General features: G+C 57.4%; 18 protein-coding genes and 4 pseudogenes. 11 read left to right on the top strand and 11 right to left on the bottom strand.

The features are described from left to right. Positions 1-572: 572 nt before the first annotated feature. The 3 genes from IVA96_RS20945 to IVA96_RS20935 all read right to left on the bottom strand — a co-directional run bounded on the left by IVA96_RS20945 (position 573) and on the right by IVA96_RS20935 (position 2,812). Positions 573-1,316 (bottom strand): LuxR family transcriptional regulator, encoded by a 744-nt coding sequence (locus IVA96_RS20945; RefSeq protein ID WP_247418983.1) that lies wholly within the window; start codon positions 1,314-1,316, stop codon positions 573-575. Between the two features lie 11 nt (positions 1,317-1,327). Then, a complete protein-coding gene (locus IVA96_RS20940; RefSeq protein ID WP_247418982.1) occupies positions 1,328-1,477 on the bottom strand; it encodes a hypothetical protein in 150 nt (49 codons plus the stop codon). 471 nt (positions 1,478-1,948) lie between these two features. After that, positions 1,949-2,812, bottom strand: coding sequence for a hypothetical protein (locus tag IVA96_RS20935; RefSeq protein ID WP_247418980.1), 864 nt, complete (start codon positions 2,810-2,812; stop codon positions 1,949-1,951). Positions 2,813-3,673: 861 nt separating this feature from the next. On the opposite strand from IVA96_RS20935, the pseudogene IVA96_RS20930 reads away from it, so the two are divergent. The 6 genes and pseudogenes from IVA96_RS20930 to IVA96_RS20905 all read left to right on the top strand — a co-directional run. Further along, positions 3,674-4,126 (top strand): annotated as a pseudogene (locus tag IVA96_RS20930) (transposase); the annotation flags it as partial. A 695-nt stretch (positions 4,127-4,821) separates the two neighbouring features. Continuing rightward, a complete protein-coding gene (gene aepX, locus IVA96_RS20925; RefSeq protein ID WP_247281334.1) occupies positions 4,822-5,694 on the top strand; it encodes a phosphoenolpyruvate mutase in 873 nt (290 codons plus the stop codon). 366 nt (positions 5,695-6,060) lie between these two features. Further along, positions 6,061-6,861 (top strand): phosphocholine cytidylyltransferase family protein, encoded by an 801-nt coding sequence (locus IVA96_RS20920; RefSeq protein ID WP_247418979.1) that lies wholly within the window; start codon positions 6,061-6,063, stop codon positions 6,859-6,861. Positions 6,862-6,868: 7 nt separating this feature from the next. After that, on the top strand, positions 6,869-7,474 hold the full coding sequence (locus IVA96_RS20915; RefSeq protein ID WP_247418978.1) for a CDP-alcohol phosphatidyltransferase family protein: 606 nt from the start codon (positions 6,869-6,871) through the stop codon (positions 7,472-7,474). Positions 7,475-7,724: 250 nt separating this feature from the next. Then, a complete protein-coding gene (locus IVA96_RS20910; RefSeq protein WP_247281289.1) occupies positions 7,725-8,816 on the top strand; it encodes a histidinol-phosphate transaminase in 1,092 nt (363 codons plus the stop codon). Positions 8,817-8,960: 144 nt separating this feature from the next. After that, a pseudogene (locus IVA96_RS20905) lies at positions 8,961-9,245 on the top strand (IS21 family transposase); the annotation flags it as partial. Between the two features lie 180 nt (positions 9,246-9,425). Here the strand turns inward: IVA96_RS20905 and IVA96_RS20900 are convergent. The 5 genes from IVA96_RS20900 to IVA96_RS20880 form a co-directional block, all read right to left on the bottom strand. Further along, entirely contained in the window at positions 9,426-11,141 is a 1,716-nt protein-coding gene (locus IVA96_RS20900) for an outer membrane beta-barrel protein (protein WP_247418977.1), read from the bottom strand. 1,114 nt (positions 11,142-12,255) lie between these two features. Beyond that, the gene (locus tag IVA96_RS20895) at positions 12,256-13,284 is read right to left on the bottom strand and encodes an endonuclease/exonuclease/phosphatase family protein (protein ID WP_247296178.1); all 1,029 of its coding nucleotides are present in this window, start codon (positions 13,282-13,284) and stop codon (positions 12,256-12,258) included. Between the two features lie 548 nt (positions 13,285-13,832). After that, complete coding sequence (locus IVA96_RS20890; protein ID WP_247418972.1) at positions 13,833-15,335, bottom strand: alkaline phosphatase family protein; 1,503 nt, start codon at positions 15,333-15,335, stop codon at positions 13,833-13,835. A 901-nt stretch (positions 15,336-16,236) separates the two neighbouring features. After that, positions 16,237-17,646 (bottom strand): MATE family efflux transporter, encoded by a 1,410-nt coding sequence (locus tag IVA96_RS20885; protein WP_247418963.1) that lies wholly within the window; start codon positions 17,644-17,646, stop codon positions 16,237-16,239. Positions 17,647-18,881: 1,235 nt separating this feature from the next. After that, entirely contained in the window at positions 18,882-19,103 is a 222-nt protein-coding gene (locus IVA96_RS20880) for a hypothetical protein (RefSeq protein WP_247418961.1), read from the bottom strand. Positions 19,104-19,422: 319 nt separating this feature from the next. Here IVA96_RS20880 and IVA96_RS20875 point away from each other — a divergent pair, with 319 nt between their 5' ends. Beyond that, positions 19,423-19,701, top strand: a complete 279-nt coding sequence (locus IVA96_RS20875; protein ID WP_247418959.1) for a hypothetical protein — start codon at positions 19,423-19,425, stop codon at positions 19,699-19,701. A gap of 366 nt (positions 19,702-20,067) precedes the next feature. Here the strand turns inward: IVA96_RS20875 and IVA96_RS20870 are convergent. From IVA96_RS20870 to IVA96_RS20860, 3 genes and pseudogenes are all read right to left on the bottom strand, one after another. Beyond that, positions 20,068-20,481: pseudogene (locus IVA96_RS20870) on the bottom strand (type II toxin-antitoxin system HicB family antitoxin). A 12-nt stretch (positions 20,482-20,493) separates the two neighbouring features. Beyond that, positions 20,494-20,680 (bottom strand): annotated as a pseudogene (locus IVA96_RS20865) (type II toxin-antitoxin system HicA family toxin). Between the two features lie 83 nt (positions 20,681-20,763). After that, entirely contained in the window at positions 20,764-21,162 is a 399-nt protein-coding gene (locus IVA96_RS20860; RefSeq protein WP_247418957.1) for a hypothetical protein, read from the bottom strand. Positions 21,163-22,355: 1,193 nt separating this feature from the next. Between IVA96_RS20860 and IVA96_RS20855 the strand changes: the two genes are divergently transcribed. The 4 genes from IVA96_RS20855 to IVA96_RS20840 form a co-directional block, all read left to right on the top strand. Then, positions 22,356-22,697, top strand: a complete 342-nt coding sequence (locus tag IVA96_RS20855) for a type II toxin-antitoxin system PemK/MazF family toxin (protein ID WP_247418955.1) — start codon at positions 22,356-22,358, stop codon at positions 22,695-22,697. A gap of 78 nt (positions 22,698-22,775) precedes the next feature. Continuing rightward, complete coding sequence (locus tag IVA96_RS20850; RefSeq protein WP_247418953.1) at positions 22,776-23,093, top strand: DUF1778 domain-containing protein; 318 nt, start codon at positions 22,776-22,778, stop codon at positions 23,091-23,093. 26 nt (positions 23,094-23,119) lie between these two features. Next, positions 23,120-23,587, top strand: a complete 468-nt coding sequence (locus tag IVA96_RS20845) for a GNAT family N-acetyltransferase (RefSeq protein WP_247418951.1) — start codon at positions 23,120-23,122, stop codon at positions 23,585-23,587. A gap of 405 nt (positions 23,588-23,992) precedes the next feature. Continuing rightward, on the top strand, positions 23,993-24,150 hold a 158-nt coding region (locus IVA96_RS20840), incomplete at its 3' end, for a transposase (protein WP_247419003.1).

Raw genomic sequence — 24,150 nt, 5'->3', positions numbered from 1 at the left:
CAATCTGACGCGCCCGCGCAACATGAGGCGACTAGAGAACCTTCAGTTTTCAACCGGCACGCTGCTTGCTTCATTTCGTACCGCCGTCACCGATGCCGGCTGCCCGGCGCTTGGCTAAAAACCGGATGCGCGCAATGCCCTCCAGAAGGAGCTTGTCGACTAGGTCTAGAAGCTGGTCTTTTGATCGATTCATACTTGTAAGATAGTCAAGGAAGTAGCAGTTTTAAACTCATGACAAAAATCAACTGAAGCAAACCGATCAGCTCGAATCAAACTACCGATCTTCATTGGCGCCTAGCTACGATCGACTGAAACCCTCACGTCCTACGAACACCTGCAAATGCTGGACTCCCTAGCTAGACCTATTCTAACTTGCCGCTCCAAAGAATGCCCGAGACTAAGCTCGTAGTTGCCGTATACAACGTGCGCGCTAGCAGCAAGTGGCTTCCTCACATGGCAGGTCGAGCTTGCTCAATGCCTTGGCGAACGATTGCCCATAGGATCGCTTTTGTCTTCACAGCAGTTTTCATACGCAAACTGGCTCCGATACAATCATCGTCCCATCAAGATGCTCACGCAACATGGACGTCAAAGATAAGGTTGAGGCGGATTGCCACAATGGCGGCTTGGATCCGGCTGGTCGCGCCCAGCTTTCGCATCGCGTTCTTAAGATGAAAGTTCACCGTATTCTCGCTGATTTGTAATATCCTCCCGATTTCCCATGACGATTTGCCCTCTGCCACCCACCGTAGGCAATCTAGTTCCCGCTGCGATAGCGCAACTCTCATATTGCAGTTATCTTCGGCCGGACGTGTGATCTCCACACAAGCGGTGTGAAAGTGCCAGGCTAGTGCGTTGAGATGGCCTTTGGAATGTTGAGGATCGGCATCGTCGAACCGAGATGCAAACGATACGACGGATACCCGACCCAATGGCCCAAACAATGGTACACTCATGCCGTGCTTGAGACCGGCCTCTCTGGCCTCATCAAGTACGCGCCGTTCGTCGGGCTGTAGTTGATATTGCTCGGCGAGTTGATCCCACAGAAAGGGCCGCGAAAGCGTCGGTGTCCGCCGGACTACCGGATCGATTTTGTGGTACTTTCGCTTAAAATATCGTTCACACCATTCGGGCGGCCACTTTACGGCCACCGCCGGTGGCGGATACTCCGGTAGACGAAGTGGCTCCGCGAAATTGAGCGCTCCGTAAGAGACTTCGCTGAAGCCTTCGTCGCTCGCACAGCTCACGAGAAGCTCGAAAAGCGATCTGAGGCATTGTGTTCGCGTCGCGCATTCGGTGAAGCTGAAAAGATCCATTTTTTGGCGCCTCAGCAGGCTGGCCCAAAAGGTCGGTATTGCGCCGCTCCATTGAGCTTGTTTTGAGCGGAGGCAAGTTCCAATCCGTCGCCGAGCCGCTCCGTGATCCCGAGCTCAAGGAGCCCGGTGTCACCGCCGATGTTCGGCTTGCCGGCGAGCATGAAAATTCTGCTTGGTGCAGAGGGCACTTTGCATACGCATCTCCGGAAGGGCGAGAACCTGGCGATGAGAACAGCAAGTGTCGTACCAGTTGCACCGCCCAAAAAATCGTACTTAACGACAAGGACTTGAGGATTGGGATAGATTCCGCGGGCGCGTGCGTTGAAGTATTCGCGACATCAGGAGGAAAGCCGACAGCGCCATTTGGCTTGGTTGTTCGTGATGATTGCCTGACTGAATTTTCTCTTGACGTCTGATCGGTACCCCTTGTGCAAGGCACCGCTGGATCGCTCATTATTGCCTGTGGCTTGCCAAGAAACTTGAAACAAGCGGAAAAGTTCAAGGGCAGCGCAGGCAGGCTATCTGACTCATCTATGAGCCGAATCCGCTCTGACCGACCAATACATGCAATTCTGAGGCACCGACAGGAGATGAGGCGCAGACACTCGTTGGTCCACTTCCGCGCCGACGCTTCAATCCGTCACTGCGGCTTTTAGCGGCTTAGCAACGTTTCTCAGGACAGCGGCGCGGCAGTTGACAAACATCTGCTTCGTGTAATTCCCGCCGAAGTAATCCAGTACGAAGGTGCCGGTATAATCCGGATCATCGCCCACGCTGCGGATTATGCTGTCGAGAATCTCGCCGATTTCGGGAATGCGCTCGCAGTAACGGGCACGGAGAACATTAACAGCGTTCATCGAGTGAACTGCCTCGTCGGCAATCACCTCTCTCAGGCAACGAAGGAAGCTGCTGCCAAGTCCGGCATAGAACTCTCTATCCGCAGCATAGGCGCGGCAAGTACACATCTCATCAAATGCGATCATAACGATCAGAGAGAATTCGTCCTTCAAGTATTCATTGATTGCAGAAAAACTATGCGATCGAGCTTCCAATCTGTCTCGAAGATCTTTTTCGGATTCACCAGCGACAAGCTCCATGATCCGGATGAAAGCATCGGTGTGACGCTCTTCATCCGCGGCCCAGACACTAAAGAACGCCTCAGCTTCGTTGGTGGCGATCAGATTTCGGTTGAACAATTCTTGTTTTAAGTGCCTCGCGTCGTATTCAGTATACAACTCAGGCCACAACTTGTCCCGACGTGCGCGCATAGTCGATGGTCCGGCCGTGAACATCGCCGGCGTCAACTCATCGAAAAAGTCTTTTGGATTCCAGTTACGTCGAATCGGCGCAATCATCCGACTGTCCTTCTCTGCGAGCGGCCTAGCAGACGACGCTCGCAAAGCATACTTGCCCCACACCAAGTATGCTGTCGCCCCCTTGTTTTGGTGGGCAATTTCGAGACGCAACTCATCAAACGGTTTGAAACTCGCGATCATCAACAGAAGCTCATAGGGGCCGTCAACGGTTTTGGAATTCGCGTGTAGTGTAGGCTGCTGTATCCCATCGCTTTCTTTGCAAACTGACGGCGGGGCGAACCGGGGGATCTACGATTTGGCTCAATACACATCCGTATAAGATCGGCTAGACTCCATGAGGAGGGACTATCGAGTGAGTATCCTGAAAGAGGCGCGCTTAGCTCGCGGATACGACTGATGTCTGAAGTGACTTACTATTTGCTTTGTCCTTCGCCCCTTCTGACGAAGGCAACGCGCCCGGAAGGCGACGGAATGTTTCAGCGCCAAGCGACTGTCAGGCACGCCGCAGCTCTCTCGCGCAAGCTAGGTCTGCCTGCACCCTCGCCTTCTCAAGGACGACCGATCCATCGAGCGTCGAGTTCGGGAACGCCAAGGTGATTCAGAAATTTGGGAATATGGAAGGACCCTCCTCTCGGTTGTGTGTTGTAGCCGCCAACTTCCCGGCTGCCCTGTGTATTAGGACGCATGCTGGAGTCTGCCAGACAGATACCTTCGGGAATTGGCTCCGGGCGCTGAAAGATGCGAATGCCATTGCTCAATCGCCGCCCGCATGCGCCTTCTCGAACTCGGCAATCTTGGACAATGTGAGACCAGTTGAAGGCACTTCCGAATTGCGGTTCGACCACGGCCACGGTATTGACTTTAATTCCTTCAGCAGGGCGACACCGGGTCGTGTTCCCGGTGGTGGTGTAGCTCGGTAGAGCAAAGCCGCCCGGAGGCGCCCCCAATAGCGCCGTAGCGGGCGGGCGGTCTTGCGCTGGTCACCGGCAGTTCTCCGGTAAGATCGGGTTGCGACACGCCAACGCAACCGAGGAACCACCGATGACCGACGACATGATGAACCTGCGCGCACTCGGAGAGAAGATCCTGGTGCCGATCTGCTGCGCGAGATGATCGGCTTTGCCGCCCAGCGTCTATGGAGTTGGAAGTCGAGGGCCAGACCGGGGCGAGCTACGGCGAGAAGAGCCCCCGAGCGCCTGGCCCGGCGCAACGGTTACCGGGAACGCATCTGGGAGACCCGCGCCGGTGCGGTCGAACTGCGCATTCCAAAGTTGCGCAAAGGCTCCTAGTTCCCGGGTTTCCTGGAGCCGCGCCGCATGGCCGAGAAGGCGCTCACCGCCGTGGTGCAGGAAGCTTATGGCAGGGCGTCTCGACCCGTTCGGCGGGCGATCTGGTGCAGGCGATGGGCATGACTGGCATCTCCAAAGCCAGGTCAGCCGGCTGTGTGGCGAGATCGACGACAAGGTGAAGGCCTTCCTCGCCCGCCCGATCGACCGCCGAATCTCCGGCTGAAGTAAACCGCGCCGTGCTTCCATGCCCCGAAGGAAGCGACTCCATAATACCCTCAGCGCGAACATCATCCCGATCCTCGAATTAAAGCTGGCTGAAGAGCTCTCTTCAACTTCGGGGCACTGAGCCACCAATTTTCTCAGTATGCCACCGAGGCGTCTCCCGCCCCTAGAAGGCGACGGTCGCCATGGTATGCCGCCGCTGCGGGGATCAGAATTTGGCGCACTGCGCCCTCCCCAAACCTTAAAGGCGCGCGCGTCCACAATGAATTCGCGCCCTGACCTGCTTGAGCCCGCACTCTCTAGAATGCTATCGACTTCAGAAGCCTTCGCGCAGATCGTGCAGTCTCAAAACCGCGTGGACAAATGCAAGAGCGATGATGCCGCTGGTCGGCGCCTCGACCAGGGCACAACTGTGCTTTCAATTTGTGCCATCACTCAAATGATCGGCGGAGCTTAGCAGTGATCCTCGAGCACTCCGAGACGGAACTGGTTTGCGGGCCCGATCAACTACCAACCCTCGTAATTGATCTAGATGACGGAAGCATGTCACCTATCGATTGATGAAATCGGCCGGTCTCCACGTTACGCCGGTCATCACAAGGAATTGGCATGCAACACCGATTACCATCTGTTCTCGCCAACGGCCCTGATCAATCCGCCGGTTCCTCACGTGCTGAAATCCTGCGCGCCGAAATCTGCTCCCGCAGAGAGCTATCGTTCCTCATGGAAGCGCATGATGGTCTCTCCGCCGCGATCGCTGAGCGCGCAGGGTTCAAAGGCCTCTGGGCGTCTGGCCTGTCTATTGCCTGCTCCCTGGGCTACCGCGATGCCAACGAAGCGTCGTGGAGCCAACTCGTAGACGTAGTCGAGCGGATCGTGGAATCGAGCGAACTGCCTGTGCTCGTTGACGGAGATGGCGGCTTCGGGAATTTCAACAATGCACGCCTCGTCACACGCAGGCTCCGTCAGCGTGGAGCAGCCGGCGTCGCGCTCGAGGACAGCTGTTTTCCGAAGATGAACTCGTTTGTTGGGGATCGGCACCCCCTCGCCGACATCGACGAATTCTCTGGCCGCCTCCGGGCAGTGAAGGATACAGTCGCGGACGACTTGATCTTGGTGGCAAGGATCGAGGCATTGATCGCTGGGCATGAGATGGACGAAGCACTTTCGCGCGCTCACGCCTACGCCGACGCGGGAGCCGATGCGATCCTTATTCATTCGCGAAAGAGCACCGCGGACGAAATCCTATCGTTCGCGCGCGCTTGGCAGAACAGATTGCCGGTCGTGATCGTTCCGACGAAATACTATCGAACACCGATCTCTGCATACCGCAAAGCCAACATCTCTACGGTGATCTGGGCCAACCACTCCATGCGAGCGGCAACGGCGGCAATGCGTCAAGTCTGCGGTCGCATCATCGCTGAGGAAAGCACCGCGAGCATTGAGCCGCATATTGCCACTCTCGAGGAAGTCTTCGAACTGTTCAAGTACGACGAACTGGCCCGTGCGGAAACGCGATATTTGCGGCCCGACGCTGAACTGCGCAAATAGGGTTTCGTCGACATAGGAGCGCATAGTCATGGTCGAAGACCTACTGTCCTGGACTTCCTCCTAGCTGGCCAGGTTCGACTGCAATCTCAAATCCCTAACCATTGCACTGAGATGTCCTTAGATGGCGTAGCACGCCTCACTCAACCGAAATGCGCACTTTGCCATCTCGGCAGCTCGAGGCACCGGATCCAGCGCCTTCCTTCTCTCTGGAGAAAGGACCGACGAGGACCATTTGCCTGTCTTGACGCTTGGGCTCCATTTTCAGATGGCTCCCGCAGACCTGATGTCGCTTCAGCATGCCTACGCTGGCGACGAAGAAGCCGGCGGTGTTTCACCTTAGAGGCGCGACGAAAAAGGAACTAAACGGTGACCGATGCTCCCAAGAACGCCGTCATTCTCGCCGCTGGCTGCGGCTCTCGCCTGCGTCCCCTGACAGATCTGCGGCCGAAGTCGCTGGTCGAGGTCAACGGCACTTCGATTCTTCATAACGCTCTGCGCAATCTGGAAGCTGTCGGCGTGGAAGAGGTCACGATCGTCGTGGGTTACCGCAAAGACGCCATTCAATATGCCTGCGGTAGCCACTTTGGCGAACTCAAAATCAAATATGTCGAGTCGACCGTCTTCGACCGCACAGGAAGCGCCTATTCTTTGTGGCTGGCGCGCGACGCTCTTCTCTCCGGAGACTGCTTTCTTCTCGAGGGCGACGTCTTTTTCGAAGAGGATGCGCTGCGACACTTGATGGTCTGCCGGGGGACTGACGTAGCTGCAGTCGTTCCCTTCGATGATTCAATGGAAGGGTCGGCCGTCCTGTTGTCGCAGAACGGCTTCATCTCAGGTTTTCGATTGAAGCAAACCGCGGCAAATCTTGTTGCGGATGGCCCAAAGGTTTTCAAGACAATGAACCTCCTACGGCTTTCGTCGCCGACACTCAAGGCAACGATAGTTCCGACACTGGACGATATCATCGCCGCTGGAGCTCGGCAGACCTACACCGAAGAACTTTTGGGTTATCTGATAGAGAGGCGAGGCCTCCAGCTCGCCGCGGCGCGATGCGATGGCCTCAGCTGGTACGAAATTGATAACGCTGACGATTTGGAGATTGCCGAGCGCATTTTCAAGGACCGAACGAAGGCCTACATGGCGAGACGTGATTTGCAAATGAGGTGAGAGTGCAATGCTAAAATACCTTTGGGATCCAGCGAACGCTATAACGATCACAGGTCTTCTCTTTTCCTCCGCCAGCCTGTTTTTAGCTCTCTCTGACCGCCTTGAGCTATCCGTGGCAGCAGCGCTTTGGGCCGTTCTATCGGACCACCTCGACGGGGTTGTGGCAGGTCGCACGAAAGGTCGCGATCCAGATGTCGCAAAAATGGGAGCGAGCCTCGATGGATTTGCAGATATCGTCTATGGAGCCGTCGTGCCTGCGGTAGTTGTGGTACAAGTCAGCCAAGCTTCACAACTCGCGCTTGCGACCGCAACCGCTCTACTGGTGACCGGAGCAATAAGGCTTAGCTACTTTGCGAACTTCGGCAGATCGCGCGATGGACGCTTCTTGGGCGTCCCCTTGTCATACGACGTGCCGCTCCTGGCGCTCCTATTTCTTTTTAAGCCTCTTATTCCTGCTGAAGCATTTCCTGACGTCGTAAACATTGGCTTCTTGCTGCTCGCTACAGCGCATGTCGCGCCTGTTCGCGTGCCACCACTCTGCGCAACAATGTATACGGCAATAAGCATCTTCGCCGTCGTGTCGTCGGTGGTTTTAGCCAGTCGCTCCTTTTGATTGCGGATGGAAGTATGATCCAGCGACTACCTTCTTCGTGTTGCAGGCTTCCCTCCATGCAGGTCACATGATGACGCGTAGTCTCGCCAACCGCGGCGTGCACCAGACTTGTTGCCGAGAGCATTTCCGCACCAATCGGCACTGCTCGATGCTTGTTCGCCGTGAGCTTGTCGAGAGATGGCGAGCATCTTGCAATTTTCGTTTGTCCTGAAATGTTGAGCTAGTCGCACGCATGAAGAGGGCAGCACAAATGGACCCACCCCTTAGGTCGGACGAGGTCTCTGACCTGATCAACCGATTCCCCGGCGGCTATTGGAAATATGACATCAAGGACTTCGTCCTTCTGGTAAACCCTTATTTTCCGCCGCAGGCGTTCCTTGACGAACTTAAGAACGCGCTACCGCGGCTTATTACCTGCTATCCCTCTCCTAATGCGCAGATGGTCCAACTTCTTGCGGATGCGGTGAAGACGCCAGCGAATAAACTTGTCATTTGCAATGGCGTGGCTGAACTCATTCCCATCTTCCTTGGTCGACTGGGAATGAGGATTGCTGTCCCGGTCCCAACCTTCAATCCTTATGAAACCACCGCCTTGCCCGGGCGGTTGTCACGCTTTTTTCTGTCACCGCCAGATTTTGAACTCGATGTGCACCGCTACGCAGCATTTGCGCGTACAAATGGTGTCAACGGCGCAGTCGTGATATCGCCGAATAATCCCACTTCGCGGATGGTTCCCTATGCGGATTTACTATATCTCGCTTCCGCGCTTCGAGCTCAACAGCAACTGCTACTGATCGATGAGTCATTTATAGAATTTAGTGAGCTCGGACGAAGTGCTAGCCTGGAAAATCACTTGCTCGAATTTCCCAATGTGATCGTTCTCAAAAGCCTCGGAAAGATTTACGGGACATGCGGTTTGCGGATGGGGTATGCGGCATCCGCAAATGAACAGATGATGAAGGAAATTAGAGCGGCGCTCCCCACGTGGAATGTCAATACGGTTGGCGAGTTTTTTCTGAGCAGGCTCCCTCACCTCGCGCACGCGGCACAGCAGAGTTGGATGAGGGTAGGCAGCGACAGAGACAAACTATACGCAGACCTGCGCAGCATCGACGGAATGAGAGTTCTAAAGCCCGACGCGAATTTCGTGTTCTGCGAACTGCCGCCCCACTGGCCGGATGGGGACGTGATCGCCTCAACGCTTTTAAAAGATAGACGCATATTGATCAGGCACAGTGGCGGAAAGACGCTTCAAAATGGCAAGCGGTTCTTGCGCATCGCATGCCGCACTGAAGAAGACAATAAACTCTTGGTGGAAGCATTGAAAGAAGTTGCTGATTAGCGCAACTTGTCTTCAGTCACCGAGCATTCGAGACTTGAGACATCCTTCGGCATTGAAAGGCACAGCCTCCGCTCCGAGGGAGCGAAGCTAGTGGCCTTCCGGCGCTCGCCCCTCAAAAACAGCGAGACAGCGCTGAGGCTCCACATGAAGTACCGTAGACCGATAGCCCGCCAGCGGCCGCGGCAAGGCGTCGTTGAGCACCTCGACCGCTTACCGGATCGAGAAGGATCCCCGGCTTCCATCGCAGAGAAGGCTCCCCGCGGCCGTCGCCGGCTGAGCCCGTTGGCCAGCGTGTTTGAGACAGAGATGGTGCCGATGCTGAAGGCCGCTCCCGGGCTGCGGCCCGTCGGGATCTTCGAGGAGATGTTTCGGCGCCATGCCGAACTCCGAGCCGGCAGCCGTCGCACACTGGAGCGTCGGATCCGAGCCGAGATCGAACGCGTGTGGCCAATCCGACCTCAGAGACGCTTCACAAAATTGGACCCGCGTTCGGATTCAAGATCGGCTTCGTGCTGATCACGCCCTCCGCATCCGCGAAGAATACGGAGGCGTAACCAGTATCCGCGCCATAATGCCGTTCGACGCTTAGTAGAGCAAGGAGCAAGCAGTTCAGTCAAACTTGTAGGAGACCTGTAAGAACGTGCCCCATCGTTCCATGCGATAGTCCCCCGGAAGGGGCCCAGAGGTAGCAGGAGGGCGGTTCTCCTGGTTGGCTCCGGTAGCGAGCGTCTTACGTTGGTTTGGCGTCCACATAGCCGAATAGCGGCCACCGAAGCCAACGCTGACGTTCTTAGTGATAAAGTAGGATAGGGCTGCCTCAACCTGCACACCACCGCCACCACTCCCGCGTTGATCAAGGAAGGTCGTGAATTGGCGCATCAGATGGTTGTCGCGCCCTCGGAAGTCCGTCCACGGCAAGTAAGCAACGTCGGCACTTACGCGCCAGCGATCGAACAACATGGTCTCAGCGCTAAGGCCGATGCGCAGCGCATTCCAATCAGTGTCTTGGCTGCCGACAATCCTTCTATCGCCCGGCACAAGGCAAGGTGCAACGTTGGGGGAGGCGGTCTGCACACATCCGATCGTGTCAGACTTCTGGCCGTAGTAGCTCCAGCCCATGAACCCACCAACCTTGTAGGTGCTGCCATGCAGGAAATCGTAACCGGCATCCGCGGTGAAGTACGTGAACCTTCCGTTGCCCTGGCCCGATAGTGTGTTTTGATAAGCGAGCGGGTCCACGCCCCAATCTTCATCGTTCATCTTTCCATTGCTGAAGCGCCCAAACCCGATATTGCCCTTCAGGAAGATTCCCCAGGGGCTGTCCAGCCGTTCGAACAACTCACCGGAAATCCCATCCTGCCCATGGTAGGTGAGCTTTGATACTAGATCAGTACTCCCGTGGTCCCATTGAAAGCTTCCGCGGCTTAACCACAGCCGTGTGCCGCTTTCCAGCGACCACCCATCAGCGAAGCCAATCGGCGAGGCGCTGACGGTCGGCTTCGTTGCGTATAGCGGCGTATCTGACCATCCTGGCGTCCGTGGGTGTGCGTCAAAATGGTAGTTCAGACCGAGCTTACCGATGTGATAGCTGCTGGACAGGCTGGTGGTGTTGGCGGGGATGGTTGCCAAGGGCGGCCTCTGTAGGGTCGGAGGGGTCGCGACACTTGGACCGGTGAATCCCAGATAATCGTACTCAAACGTCACGGACCATGCGTTCGCGAGTGCTTGCTCGACGCCCAGGCCGATCGTGCCACCGACTCGACCATAATCGAAATCGGTGGCATTCTGTGGCGCCAAGCCAAATGGGTGACTTCTGCTACGGAATTCGTTATTGTTGGCGACAACGCCGCTATTGTGCTGCCAGGCCACGCCCCCCTTGAGATAAACAAGTGTTTGGCCATGCGGGCCGAACGCATACCCAAGGCGACCCGTCCCGGTCGCAAAGACGCTTGGACCAGCGCTGCAGTTTGCGCTGATGACAGAGCTGGAGGCGGCAAGACAGGTGTTTCTGCCGTCTGAGACAGCGCGACTGGCGTCCAGTTCAACGCCAAAAACCCAGCGTTCCCTCTGCCAGTTGTAGCCGATCTGACCTCCGGCCAGGAACACAGGGGTGTCGACAACGTCACCATAGAGTGACTGGCCATAGGGGTCGCTGAATGATGTTCGCCCGTAGCCCCCGCCGACGTGCCCGCCGATATATCCTCCGGTCCAGCTCCAGACGGCGAGTGGGACCTTTACTGCCGGCTTGAGATCGGCCGAATTGACAGCGCCGCCTGCAATGAGCGCAGCTGTTGCGACAGCGTAAAAAAGAAGTTGGGACCGCATTTCACCTCGCGAACACAGACGCGCGCCACCTTGCAACGACAGCCAAATGGCCGACGTTGTTAGCGCCGCTTCCACAGCGGTTGCGGTTTGCAGGATCTAGGCCAGCGGACGCAATGCGCATTCGCTGCGGTTTTCGACCTCGATGTTGTCTTCGCAACAAGATCGGTGGATTTTGAAACGGGCCGAGCGTCTGAGGTCGGACACGAAACGCATGCTGCACGCCGGCTCCGGCCGATCGGATAGGTGGTGAATGCTCACCGCCGCGAGGATACGCGCGAGGGTCTCGTCAAATGACAGCGGCTTTATTCCTCAGCTCATCCGCTATCTCTCTAAGCGTCGGAGTTCAAGCGGCGGTACCGCATTCCACAATAGTGGATCGACGGCCAGCCCACTCTTCCGATCCAGCAGTTGATTGAAGTGCGTGAAACGCGCGCCCGCCAGCGCTGCATACAGGTTCGGCTCGCTGGCCATCTGACTGGGAGCTGGCTAACCGATCTTGCGTAGGTCCTCGCCTTTTCGGTCAGCCTTTGCCAGTCATTAGGCGAGCCGCTTTTGAGGAAAGAGGAACTCCTATACGTGAGGACGCATTGATCTGTTGAACTGTCCGACAAGCCCTCTCCGCAGCTTTTTCTTCTGCTTTCCTCGCACTCCAAAGACTCGCCGGTGCCAAATTTAACCGTTGGCCACCGAAAAATGAATGAACTCAGTTGCACAAAGATGGGGCAGAAGCATGCCACCATCACCCACATCATGAGGAAAGCCCGCATAACGTATGTGGTGCTCTTTGTTCGCATCAGGCTCGCGAACACAAGCAGCACGACCATGAAGCCCAGCATGATAGCCGCGCTGTTGGCGGCGCTTCTGCTGTCCTCTTTTAACGCAGTATAGACAATAGCTGCGGCGGCACCGACGCCTGCAACGCCTATCGCGCACGGAACCGGACGGTACCTCTTCACAGCCTCCAACAGCAGACTCGGCAAATCTGAAACTAGAAATACCATCGTCCATCAGCAGCGTCCGAGGTAAGACGCTATTTTCGCGATCATCTTTTCAGCGGGACACGCACGCCCTCTTCTGCCGAACGTAACGAGAGACCCAGCTGCGATCGGCCGTCTTACTTGCCGTTCCAAGCGGCCAACGCCTTCAGGTAGGCATCTGTTTGGTCAACGCTGAACTCGCACCACATGATCAAGTGGTCCGACATCTGGAAGGTGCGCCACTGCCTGAACATGTTAGCGGTCGGCGCGCCTTTACCGCCTCTGAATTCCTTTGGATCGTCGAAGACATAGTCGAAGAAATTGAAAACGCCTGCGTTAGTGCTTTTCACACCTACCTTCTGCTTGAAAAATGCGATTTGGTCGTAGAACTTGTTCTGGTCCACGTTACTCCCTGGCAGCTTTTGCAGCTCGGCCGGGACCTCGAACCTGTTTCTGGTGATCGCCTCGTAAGTCTTATCCGTGCGGGAAAAGATATTGAAGTCGCCGAGCAGTACGAGGTGTTCGGGCGAGTAGTCGGCCGGGGCGCTTGTGTTGATGTAATCCTTGGCCTTGGTGGCAAGCAGCTTGGCAAGCGCGTTGATCTCGTCGACACGCCGCGGATCCTCCGCTTTGGCGGTACCGTAGTAGATGTGGACCGTACATAGGTTGAACTTGGCCCAGCCCACCTGGAAACCGCAGACGAAGGGGGTACGGGCGACCTGGCTCATTCGCTCGGTGGCGGTCTTGCTCGGCAGAACCAGTTCGCCGGCAAGTCCGGTGAAGCTGACCTTGGCCGTGTTGTAGACAAAAGCGAGCCGCTCGAAATTGCCGCCGTCGGCGAAACTGACGTCTGTGAAGATGACGTCCCACTGCCGGCCAAGCAGGCGTAGAATTTCCTTGAGCGCCTTGAGGTCGGCCCGTACCTCCTGCACCGCGATCAAGTCGAAGCGGCTTATGCACTCCGCGATGTAGTACATTGCGTCGGTCGTTCGGCCGCCATACTTGGTCCCGCCGAACTCGCGGATATTCCAGGTTGCCAGCAGCAGCGTACCGTCACTCTTGGCAGGCACCTTCTTCTTAAGCCCGGTGCGCAGTTTGCTGAGCCCCGCAACAATCCTCTGGCGCTGCTTGTCGTCCTTGATCCACCTCAGGCCTGTGTAATTCATCGATAACTCCAAAAAGCGATAGAGCGACCGCGGTCGCTGAAATGACCGTATACAACCACTGATTTTATCGATTTGAAATAGAGGAAGGCCAACGGGGCGGGCAAATACCCTGCGGCGCTCTGACACAACTTGGATCGCTCGCGGAAGATTGCTGCATAGCGCTGGCTTGGCGCCCTGAGCGCCGGGCGTACCGTTGGCGGCCACCGGCCCGGTGTCGTTCCGCCGCGTCCCAAGGCAGCGATGACTTCACCGGCGGCTTGATCGAGGCAGCCAAGCTGCTGCATACAGCTTTTCTACGCTAGACGGCGGCCGCGACTGGCACTCCTGCCCGTCTTCTTGCGTACACTGTCAGCGCATGATCCGTCGTGGCTCTCCGCTTGCAACTGCCCTTCCCCGACGCTACTTTCTTGCGCGTCTGTGACATGGAGAGACCTACGCGCCACGCTTGCGCATCGCTGCCGATCACGTTCGACCGATGCGCTTACGCAGCAAAAAGAAAGATTTCTGCGTGTTATCGCCCTGATGAGGCCTGCGGATCGACGCTCAGTTTATGTGAGATTGTTGGGACGACCCACCACGTCAGCAGAATCAAGATAGACTGCCTCACCGACCCGCACATGACGGAGGTGCTGGTGGTATGCGCCGCTGCTGGTCTCGTAGACCTTTTCGATCGTCCGAGGCACGTCCCCTCCCTCGTCGATGAAGACCTCAGTGAGGCCGCGGCCGGTCATCGTTGCTGGCCGCGAGATGCCCAGAAGACCGAGCACTGTGGGCGCAAAATCGCAAATACTTGAGGGGACTTTCGAGACGAAGCCGCCTTTGACCAGCGGTCCTGCCAACATGCCGACAGACGACATCTCCTTGTCATGCAACCCGCCGTGCACTCCGAAGCCGACTAGCCCATCCGCACTCCAACTGCGACCGATAAGACCAAAACGATCAAGGCCGCCATCGGATCGAAACGAGAACAGGATATCTGCCGATCGGGCATGGTCGGCGAACACGAGATGACGGGCGAAGCTGCCGGGTGCAATGCCATCGACCGCGCCGCCAGCGGTGAACACCGGACCGCACCAGGGCCTTTCGATCATTGCCCCGACGGCGCGGCGGATAACGGTCTGCGAGGGCTCGGCGAGGTAAATTGCTCCGACCTGCCCAGGTATGACGATGGCGTCGATCCCAGCCGCCGGTGCCGGGCCGCAGCGCAGCCCCGCAGCCTCGAGCGTCTGCAAGAGATCGGCCCGCGCATGCACCGTCACGTGCCCGTGATCGGAGGCTGCGATCAGGTGCACGCCCTGGCACACGCCTTCAGCTTCCCACCAATCGAGCACGCGGCCAAACTGCCGATCGACAAAGCTGATCGCTTCCAGAGTTCTTGGCGCGCCGGTTCCACAATCGTGGGAGGAACTATCGGGTTCGCCGAACGAGAGGATTGCGACGTCGGGCCGAATTTGAGGCCAGATGACGTCGAGGAACGCTGAAGTCAGAAAGGCTTGAGACGCAAGATCCGGGGTGCCGGGGGGTGGCGTCGCAGGCGTCAGCCCAAGCAGGCTCTCCACCCGTCTGAGCATCTCGGCCGAGGTCGCGATAGAAGGGAAGTGGCCGGAGAGCGTCACCTGGCCGAACTTTCGGGCCTTATGGTTCAGCAGACGGGTTGCCCCCGCCGAGTTGGATGCCAGGACTGACAATGTCCTGCCGTTCGCCGCGAGGATCTCGCCAAGTGACGCCACACCGAGTAGATGGCCGTCGCTCGCGGCATCGAGGTCCTCGATCAGACGCGCATTACTTGTGTCGACCAAGCGCGGTGCCGGAAAGTGCCGGTCGAGATACTGATTGCCAACAATGCCGTGGCGATCCGGCGTTGCGCCCGTGATGAGGCTCGTGAGCGCTATCCGTGTTTCGCTGGGATAAACGGTGCGCTGCCGGGCCAGCACCGCACCGCGGCGCTGAAGCCTGACCAGATTCGGCGTCAGCGATGGTTTGATGAGATCCGGCCGAAGCCCATCAAATAGCACGATGAGAACCCGATACCGGTCCGGTCGGTTGAACATGATCGTAAGCTTTCGTCTAGCTGGGACGTAGCGGATCGGCCGGGGCTTGGCTGACCTGACGCAGCCTAGCGCCATTGTCTTCGGGATGGACGCTGATCGCTTGCGCGAGGGTGATGCCGGTATGGAGCTGCCAGTCATGCCGACCAACGCCTGGCCGGCGTGCCGACCGGCACCGTGCCGGGATCAGTGGCGTGCGGGCGCCAGCAGCTCTCCTCAGTCGTAGACTGCACCGGGTGAGATTGGACAGCGACTGCATCGCTAGCGGCTTCTGAGCGAGGACGTCAGGTGAGACATCCAACAAGCCAAGGGCAGCCTTGCCTCGCAAACAAAAATAACAAATGCTTCGTCGAATCAAGCTCGCTCGGCGCAGTAGCCGATCCTGATCTGGTCGACATTGCGGTTGAGCCTGGCGTTGTGACTGCTGCTGCCGCGGATTGTGTGGCAGCTTGATTCCGGCGATTGCGATATATCGCGGGTGCTTGGCAGGAATTCCGCGGCTGCGGAGCTCGCAGTCAACGGCCGGCGTGTGGAAAGTCGATATGCCCTGATTGAGAGTCATCGCGTCAGCGCGTTTTGCATGTGGCTACCTGTCACAGCAACGCTTTCGAAGGGAGGACCCGTTGAGCCATTCTGTCGGGGGTGACAAGTTGGAAAGCTCGCGAATTGCGAAGGACGCCTTGAGGAGTCCTACTAGCTCCCGAACGAGCTAACCACTTTGCGTATCGCTTTTTTGGAACGGAATGATCGAATAACGCGATGCTAGGCGTCTCTTTACGCTTGCAGTCGCGCCATCAGGGGCAACGTCCAATTTTCAGCCAATCTCGAGTTTCGACCCGCTCGTATCGGCCAGTGCAGGTATCCCGGCATATCGTCGCCGCTTGGCATCAGCGATACGCCCGCATCAGTGAGCGCGGCTTGTCAAGTTGCGGAATCGCAGGACGAGAAGCGCCGCATAGATTGTCGTTCCGGTCGACAAGCCGATCCATATACCAGTGGCGCCAAGACAGACCTTCAAGCCGAGCCAATAGCTGAGGGAAAAGCCGATCAGCCACCAACCAATGATCGCAAACAGAAGCGGCATTCGCGAGTCCTTTAGTCCGCGCAGGCCGCCCGCCGCAATGCACTGGACAGCGTCAGTGATAAACAGCGTTGCGCCGACCACGAGGAGTTCTGCAGCAAGGCTAATCGTTGCCGCCGAACCGGCCGATCTGCCCAGAAACAGCTCGACGATCTCAAAGCGCGCAGCGATCAGTGCGAGCGTTAACGATGCAGCTATGACAATACCGATCAGCATCGCTGCCAGATATGCCTGCTTGGCGCCTGCAATGTCGTTGCGGCCGGCCGCATAGCCAACGCGCACGGCTGCGGCCGTGCCAACGCCCACATAAATCATGAACAGGATCGCGGCGATCTGTACAGCGATCTGATGAGCGGCCAGCGCACTGGTGCTGATCAAGCCCGCCAGAATCGATGTGGCCCAAAATAGTCCCGACTCGATCCATGAAGCCATTGATATCGGCACTCCGATTGCGATGAGCTGTCGCATTGTGCGCCAATCGAAACGCCAGAGATGTGCAAGTACATGGTAGTGACGGAACGGACGACGCAGTGCAGCGAACCACAAGCCGGCTAAAAACATGCTGCAGTTCACCAGCGTGGTCGCAAGACCTGCCCCCAGCAGCTCCAGCCGAGGCAGTCCAAGCTTTCCGTAGGCCAGCATATAGACCAGCAAAGCATTCAGGGGAGTCGCTGATAGCGTAATCCACAAGACCGGCTGTGGCCGATTGACCGCGCCCATGAAACTGCGGATGGCCAAGAACGAAAGTGCCGGCGCGGCGCCGAATCCTAATCCAAAGAGGTATTGCTGGGCGAGCCGCGCAACATCTGGGGCTTGGCCCAACGCAAGCAGTATTTGCTCTGCTCGCAGCGCCACAGCAATAATTGGGAAAGACAGGATCATGGCGGCCCATAACCCCATGCGCAGCGCACCCCGTACTGCGGCTAGATTATTTGCCCCAAACGCCCGCGCCGCCATGGGCGCGATGGCACTTAGTAGCCCCGCGCCGAAGGCGAAGCTAATGAGATAGAACCGGCCTGCCAGCGCGGCCGCAGCAAGCGCCTCGGCGCTGATCCGACCGATCAAGGCAAGATCAGTCGACATCATCGCGATCTGCCCAACCTGCGTCAGCACCATTGGCCACGCGAGTTTCGCGATTTCGCCGAGCTCGACAGCGAGACAATGCATGGCCGCCCGTCTCGTCACTTCCGGGCGCAATTTCGATGTCGGCTTTGTCTCGGCTATTTTGTCCATGTCATCATGGCGCCGCTTGGCTCGGCGAGCGAAGCACTGCCTCTTTCTCGAAAGCATCCACCTGCTGACGTGAACTCGTGGGTCAGTCGACGATACGTTCGCGCTGGGCTTCGACCAGCGCGGCCAGCGATTGTCGCATGGGATAAGTAGAGGAGAGCTTGCAGATGCCGTCTCAAACTGATTGGCCGATTACCACTCGCGCAATGGTGACGGCGCGCATCGGAGTCGAGCGAGCTCGATCAGGGAGGCGAATTCATGCGCGAGCTCCTGAGTTGATGCCAAAGGTTGGAGGACCGAACTTGGACCTGATCAACCCGATGAACTGAGGGCTCATCATCCCGTAAGCCATTCCTGCATTCCTGAGCGATCGATGAGATCCCAATCCTTCAAAGCTCGTGCCAACTGCGACAGCTGGATGCTTGCATTCATCCCAAACCGACCTGTCGGGGGATCGACAGCATGTCGCGAATAAGACGATCGGCATCGCACGTTCAGCCCGAGTGGGCGCCAATGCGACCACAGTGAGTGGCGATTTTCACCGGTTATGAAGACCTGCCGGGATGATCATCACGAGCTCTGAATGTTCGCGCTTGCTCGACGGATCACAGATATCGATATGCAGTCATATCGATGAGCTGCGCGGCCTCGATGACGGCCCGGCGAAGGCGAGCACGGCACGGGTCTTGTCTGGGCGAATCAGACCGGCACGTTCCTGTCGTCAATCGCATCGTATTGGCTTGAAGCTCGCGAACGGCATGAGCCACCGGTGCTCCTGACCAAGTCAGCGCCTCCAATGCGCGCTGTTGAGGCTAAATTGGTGGTGCCACCGTCCGGGCCTATGCGAAGCAGTTGCTCGGGATCGACTGTCTTGCCGTTCGCGATCTTCTATTTCCGAGTGGCGTCCAGTAGCGATTGGTGCAATGGCGGCATGCTCCATCGCGCCACGACGATCTCGCGCCGGTCGGCGATGCCATGCGCCAGCTTGCGGATCGACCGCCGAGGCCACGAGAACATATTATGAACGAAGAGTCAGGTCTCCGATCGGCAGTCTCGTGAGGCGACGCGCAGCTCGGCTCCGACAAGCAGCACGATTCCGAGCTGCAAGGGTACATGAACGCTCGAAAGCTGCACATGAAATGCGGTACTCTGGCCTAGCCGGCAAGGTTTCCGTTTGAAAACCGATGATGTGCGCTACGTGCCTCTGGTAACGCTGGCATTGTCTCGCTTTCGTTGAATCATTGCGTGCCCACATGAGCTTTCAGCTGTCCATCCTGAAGATACTTGCCGGGCAACTGGGCGGCCGAGCCAGTCTTGAACTCATCAAACAGCACTTGGCGATCTTTTACACCAGTGGGCCCGAGTGGCCGGCGCGCATGAAGCGCATCGCGAGCCGCGACCCGAACCTCGATATCTTTGGACAACTGGCTGATCGAGCGGGAGGAAGGATATTGGATCATCACTGCACACGGACGAAAGATCCTCGAGAGGCTGGAGGTCCTTGACGCCGCTGAGAAGCTCGATGAATCTGTGGCGAAAGGACAGCCCCAGGGACAGGCCGAGGGGACAGCTGGGCGATGAGAGACTGCCGTTGCCGGCTGCGCCGCCACGACCGATCGCTCGGAGGAAGCGTCACAGAAGCGACCTTCTAGGCAATGTCTTGCGACAATCGCTTGCCCGGCAATCGAAGCCTGATGAGCGCGCGACCAAGCTCTTACGGATCGCCGTGGATGACACGGCACAAGATTTTACCGCCAGACCCGACTGCTGGCAGACAAGGTGGAAGCGCAATACCGTGACACCATCTTGCACGCAGGAGCTAACTATTCGGCTCTTGGTTATGCGCTTGTTGGCAGTGGGGGCGACCTCGTTGAAATCTCAAATCCACGCGCGGTGAACGAACGCGTCTCGATCGAAATGCATCGCTATGCATATTACGGCTGGAGCTCATTCCTGCCGTTGCACGTGCCCGAGCGGGCGCCGCAGATCCGCTCGTCTACTTTAGCGGGCCAGGAGATGACCTATTTGGAGGGGATGCGGGTCGAAAACACGGGCTGATTAGCAGTGCTTTTGATTACTGGCGAATCTACGAATGCGGGATCGGAGTCAGCGTCGAGTCTTTCCGAGACGATTGGCGGCCGCCTGGCGGCGAGGCAATTCCGCCTCATCTGACGCCTAGGTGGATCTTGATCGTCATTCACTCGCTGCTAGCTCATGTCCGCCTAGTTGGGCGGGAAGTGCCCGGGTAGCCCAGGTCGTGGTCCGCATGGATTGGCATGGCTTGAGGGGCAGAATCTTCGCGTGGGACCATTTCCGGTATGCGTCGGGCGGCAGCACGGCCGACAATCGCTTCGTGAAGACCATCTCCGTTGATTGGGTGTCATTCGGCGCACTGTTTGACGCGGGTCAAAGTTCGGCGCCTATTTACATCTTCGCTGCCTCAGCAAGGAAGCGAGAACGCGTGAAGCCTTGCTGCTCCGCGTGTCGGTCGAACTCGCTCAGAACGTCCGCGGGCAGGGTGATGTTCACGCAGACGCTCTTTACCTCTTCGGCTCGGGCTGGAGACCGCAACGCCATCCTTGTTCATTGCATTGGCCATGATCTGTTCGAGAGACGAGGGCTCTGGAACGGCTTCACCATCCTCAGCCAATCCTCGAAGATGAAGGGCCGAAGCTTCCGCCGCCATCTCGCGAGCTTCGTCCAAAGTACTTCCTGCGCTGATGACCCCAGGAGATCAGGAAACGAGACGCCGTAGTCGCTATCTGCGTCCTTGTGAATTAGGGATGTAGTATCGCATGATGCTCTCCAGTGAGCCCCAGTGGCTCTCGCGGGCGCTATCCAAACGCCCGCTTATCTCAACTTCAGTTCGGACTGCTTTTCGATGCTCCGGACCGTTCCAATCGGAATGTCCTTCTTAGGGGTGAGGGACCGTCACGCGCGGTTTGGTCGGATGCTTGAGCTGAACCTGGCTGCCTTTCTGGGCTACCTGCGTCTAACCGTCGGCTTTTAGGGCTGCAATGATGTCCATCGACTTCATTGGTGCATAGGGTTTGACTGCCTTGGACGAGTGTCAGGGTTCCGATTTGCTCTCCATACAGCAGAACCTCGAGGACGGAAACATCAGGCATCGTCCTCCTCCTCGTCGAGTGCGTAAGCCGGGCGCGGCGCTTCCGGCAACGCGTGGGCGATGCGGTTGCGCAACTCTCTCAGTTGTTTTGAGGCGCTCTGGACCATAGGTAGCGCGTTCGGACCCGTCGGCAACTTCATCAACCGGTCGGTGATGCGCCGGATCGCTTCAAGTTCTGAGCTTCCGAGTTGCCAATTTGCGAGCTCGCGTAAGGCTTGGTTCAGGCCTTCTAGGCCCGTCGCATTTTGATGCGGTCGATTTAGCCTGGTTACGGCTGCCTGCGCGCCGTTCAGCACGCTGGAGCGCAAGCGCGCGTCATCGGAAAGTGCAGACGAAGCGTTCCGGACGATAGCCTCGACCGCCCGCAAAAGCTTGCCCGGCACCAGAACCACTTCATGGTCGAGCGCGCGCGCGAGCTCGACGAGGCTGGAGAGCCTCAGATCGGCGCCGCCGCTCTCGATGTTGGAAATGTGGCTCTGCGGTACTCTGATCCGGCACTCAGATCGCGTTGACTCAAGCCGATGGCCTCCCGGGCCGTTCGGAGCGTATGCAGAAGTTCGTCAGTAGAGTAAGTCATATATATATGTCTTCGCATATCCAAATCGATATATTGATATAGATAGATATCATAGATCCGAAATAAGAGGTGCTCGATGTGTAAAAACAGATCGCGAGTGGCATTTGATTTGCTAAAACAGATCATCCTGTAAGCCCGATTTGAGGCAATAGAGGTTTGGAATTCCCGATATATCTGCGCTGCCCAGAAGCGCTATGCGCCGGCTACGGGACATACGCCGGCTGGCTTCGCCGCCCAGGCAAATCTGGCCAAGCATGGTCTGCAGGGCTCAAGGAATGGTATCGGGCCGGAACTGGAAAGAGGACAAGGAGGCGATGTCGGACGCCCCAAAGCCGAGGACTGGCTCGAACCTATCTCCCCTGGCCCGGCCAGCGCGCTCGAATAGCTTAAGCGCAGAGGGTTTTCGGGTCGGCAGCACTCATTTTGGCGGCCGGAGCCTTCCAGCCAACTAAGCCGCGCTTAGGACCTCCCGCGGCCGCCGGCAGCCCGTCCCGGCGCCTTGCTGGGCGTGTCCGCGACCTCACCGGTCGCAATCCTGCCGATGTACGGTGTCGGCGTGGCGCTCCTCGCCTTTTGGGCCTTCATTCGTCGGTTCCATAGTTGAATTATTCGTTATAGTCTTATTTACATCGAACCTTGATCCTCCTGTCGATACAACGTATCTACACCATCTAGTTGCGCAGCAACTTTATTGGTGTATCTTCGTTGTTGATACCTGCCGGGTATCTCGTTTTGAGGTAGCGATGGTCGTTCAGTTTGCAATGTGGGGCAATAGCTTGGCTCTCCGCATTCCGAGCGCCTACGCAAAGGAAATCCATGCGTTCGCGGGTCGGGAAGCCGAAATCACGGTTCAAAACGGCAGATTAGTCGTAGGACCGCGCAAGACTCCCGTTTACACGTTAGACGGGCTTCTAGCCGGCATGACTCCCGAGAACTTGCATGAGGAATATAACACGACTGCTGCAGTCGGCGAAGAGTTCGGCTCCTAAAGAGCCGTATTGCCCAGACGTGGGCGATATTATCTGGCTCAACTTCGATCCGCAGGCTGGTCGTGAAATGGCGGGACGACACTCCGCGTTAGTGGTGTCGCCCCGCAAATATAATCAATTCTCCCGCCTTTGCCTTTTTTTCCCGATCACTAGCAAGGTAAAGGGCTATCCGTTCGAGTCGCTTTTCCCGGAGGAATTTGAAATTCCTGGCGGCACGGAGCGCGGCGGCTGCGTTGTGGCCGATCAGCTCAAAAGTATGTCTTGGCTTGAAAGAAAGTCGGACTACGCGTGCCGGGCCCCCGAGGGCATTCTGGAAGATGCCATCGCAAAGTGCAGGACATTGCTCCCCCTCGGAGATTAACGCCCGTTTAGACGTGCATTTTGTTTGTCCTGCGGCGGCAATATAAGAGCTCCAGAGAGACAGTGAGGAGTAACCGCAATGGAAGCAGCAGTACTGGAGCGCCCTAGGGCGCGGGTAAGGTCGCGCCGCGTCCGGAGCGAAACCAATATCCACATTCGCGCTACCGCACAGGTGAAGCATCTGATCGATACGGCCGCCGTTGCAGTCGGTAAGACGCTTAGCGAATTTATGCTGGATAGCGCGCGGCAACATGCCATTGATGTGCTTTTGGCTCAAAGATTGTTTATTCTCGCTCCAGAGAAGCACGCCGCCTTCTTGAATGCGCTTGATAATCCGCCTCCGGCCGGAACCAAGCTGAAGGCACTGATGAAGCGTAAGCCGCTTTGGCAGAAGTAATCCAACATCCGGGGAAGCGTGCGGGCATGACAGCCCCCACGCTTCTCAAGCCTACGCACGACTTCAGCCGTTTTGGCTGTGGCAATGAAGCGCTGAACGATTGGCTCAAAAAACCGCTCTCTCGAAAGCGAGGGCAAAACTGCTCGCACATACGTGGTTGTAATCATTGGCTATACTGCATAGCATCTGGCAGCGTTGAACGGGCAGCGATCCCAAAGCCTCCGATGAAAAGACATGGCCTGCCAAATCCAGTGCCAGTCGCCATCATAGGACGGTTGGCTCGCGACCTTACCTATAAGGGTAAAGGTCTTGGCCAAGACCTGCTGCACGCGCTACATCAAATCGTACACGCATCAGAAACGATCGGCATCCGCGCTATTCTGGTGCATGCCATCGATGAAAAGGCCGCCGCCTTTTGGACGGAGGCCGAATTTATCGAGAGTCCGATGGGATCAAGAACGTATAGAAACGCAATCGACGCCATGCCCTCGTAAGGGCTGCGTCATATTAAAACTGACCCATTACCTCCCATTCAGCCATTGAGGAGGGCCTCATGAAAAGCAGCGAAGGCGCGCCCGGCCAGAATACCGCGTGAGCGCGATGAGCGCCACCAGTCGCGTGGCACGCGCCAAGCCTTAAGAAGGCTGGTATTGTGCAGGTCTCGACCGGCAATTTGCGCAAGCCTTTACTGGTTCTTTCGCGTCGAGCCCCCACTCATAATGCGAAAAGCTTGTTGAAAGAACGTGAGCGTCATGCAGGGACCACGCGCTGAGGGCTGATCTGGTCGGCTAGGAAGATCTCGCGGAATAGTTTGTCGCGAGGTCACAATGTCGAAGGATAGTCGTAAGGATAGCGATAAGGATAGGCATACGCCTATCCTTGAAAACGGCGCCGACACGCTGCAGCGTGTCGAGATCATCACCGGGACGGGCCGGCGTCGGCGCTGGTCGACCGATGCGAAGGCGGCGATTGTCGCGGAGAGTTTTGCGCCGGGTGCAAGCGTGTCCGCGCTGGCGCGGCGACACGACATCAGTCCAAGTCTGTTGTTTCTCTGGCG

The organism is Bradyrhizobium sp. 159, assembly GCF_023073795.1.
GTDB lineage: Bacteria > Pseudomonadota > Alphaproteobacteria > Rhizobiales > Xanthobacteraceae > Bradyrhizobium.
Note: the sequence above shows the minus strand (reverse complement) of the source record. Positions and strands in the feature narration are given on the sequence as shown.